Consider the following 1649-nt stretch of genomic DNA (forward strand, 5'->3'; position numbering starts at 1 on the left):
TCCACGGCGTCAGCCTGACGGGCAGCTACACCTATCTTGATGCCGAAATCACCTCGAGCAACGTCGAAGGTGAACTGGGTAACCGGCCGGCACTCGTACCGGAACATCAGGCGTCTCTCTGGGCCAAATACACCTTCGAGAGCGGGACATTCGAAGGCCTTAACATCGGTTCCGGTGTCCGCTACGTCGGCAGTTCATTTGGCGACAACGCCAATCAGATCGAGGTCGGGTCCTATACCCTGGTGGATGCAGCTATCAGCTACGAAAAGAATGGCTGGAAGGGTTCACTCAAGGCGAGCAACGTTTTCGACAAGGAGTACTACGCGACGTGCGCAGGTGACGACAATGGCTCGCCCATGTGCATCTACGGCGAGGGACGCGCCGTCAAAGCCACCCTTTCGGCCAAGTTCTAGCGAGCATGTGATGAACGGATCCGCCTTTTCGCTGAATGGTATCGGTTACGACGTTGATGGACGGACACTGCTCCATCCATTGACGCTGGACATTCCCCAGGGCGAGGTGGTCGGTATCCTCGGCCACAACGGGTCCGGAAAATCCACGCTGCTGAAGATACTGGCGCGTTTTCAGTCGCCAACGCACGGCCGCGTCGAATGTCTGGGGCAGGCGCTGGGATCGTTCCGGTCCAAGGAATATGCCAGGAAGGTTGCCTATCTGCCGCAACAGACTCCCGACACCGACGGCATGACCGTAAGGGAAGTCGTCGCTCTCGGCCGCTATCCCTGGCACGGAGCGCTTGGACGTTTCTCCAGCAACGACAGGGCCAAAGTTGGGGAAGCACTGGAGCTGACATCCATGACGGCGATGGCTGATCGTATTGTCGATACTCTGTCCGGCGGTGAACGCCAACGTGCCTTCCTGGCGATGCTGGTCGCCCAGGACACCGAGTGCCTGCTTCTTGACGAGCCGATCTCGGCTCTAGACATCAATCATCAGATCGAGGTGATGCGCCTGATTCAGAAGCTGGCGCACGACCACGGTCGGTCCGTGCTTATCGTTCTGCATGACATCAACATGGCAGCGCGCTATTGCGACCGGTTGATTGCACTTTCCGGCGGCAAGCTCGTGGCTCACGACGAGACCGAGACGCTGATTACTGCGGACAGGCTCGATGCGATCTATGGCGTGCGCATGGGAATATTCCGGCATCCGGAAACGCAAGCGCCCATCAGTTACGTCCTCTAAGCCATGTCCCCGATACGCAGACGCGACTTTCTTTTTGGTGTGGCGGCAACGCTTGGTTGTTTGCCGGCAAAGGCGCAGGGCGCAAGTTCGGCTCCGAGAGTTGTTTCGCTGGACTATGGTCTGGCGCAGACATTGATTGAGCTTGGCGTGCCACCAATCGGGCTGATTGACACGACGGGATGGGCGAACTGGACAGTGGAACCGCCTTTGCCGCCGAACGTCGCCAATCTTGGCTCCTCGCATGAGATCAACATGGAGCTGTTGCAGCTGTTGAGACCCGATCTGATTGTGTCGACGCCGTATCTTGAATGGGTCAGGCCACAGCTGGAGCACATCGCGCCGGTCAAATCGTTCCCGATACACGCACTCGGGTCATCACCGTTTCCCCATAWCATTGACGCGAGGCGGGAACTTGGCCGCATGCTGGGACGCACCACAGAGGCGGA

General features: G+C 58.5%; 3 protein-coding genes. All 3 read left to right on the forward strand.

Features of this window, described 5'->3' with window-relative positions; genetic code table 11:
• On the forward strand, positions 1–413 hold a 413-nt coding region (locus tag ACXJ5O_RS26190; protein ID WP_457302459.1), incomplete at its 5' end, for a TonB-dependent receptor domain-containing protein.
• Positions 414–423: 10 nt separating this feature from the next.
• Positions 424–1203, forward strand: coding sequence for an ATP-binding cassette domain-containing protein (locus ACXJ5O_RS26195; RefSeq protein WP_224506135.1), 780 nt, complete (start codon positions 424–426; stop codon positions 1201–1203).
• A gap of 3 nt (positions 1204–1206) precedes the next feature.
• Positions 1207–1649, forward strand: a 443-nt coding sequence (locus tag ACXJ5O_RS26200; RefSeq protein ID WP_457302460.1) for an ABC transporter substrate-binding protein, incomplete at its 3' end; no start/stop codon positions are given.

It is taken from the genome of Phyllobacterium sp. P5_D12, assembly GCF_054049495.1.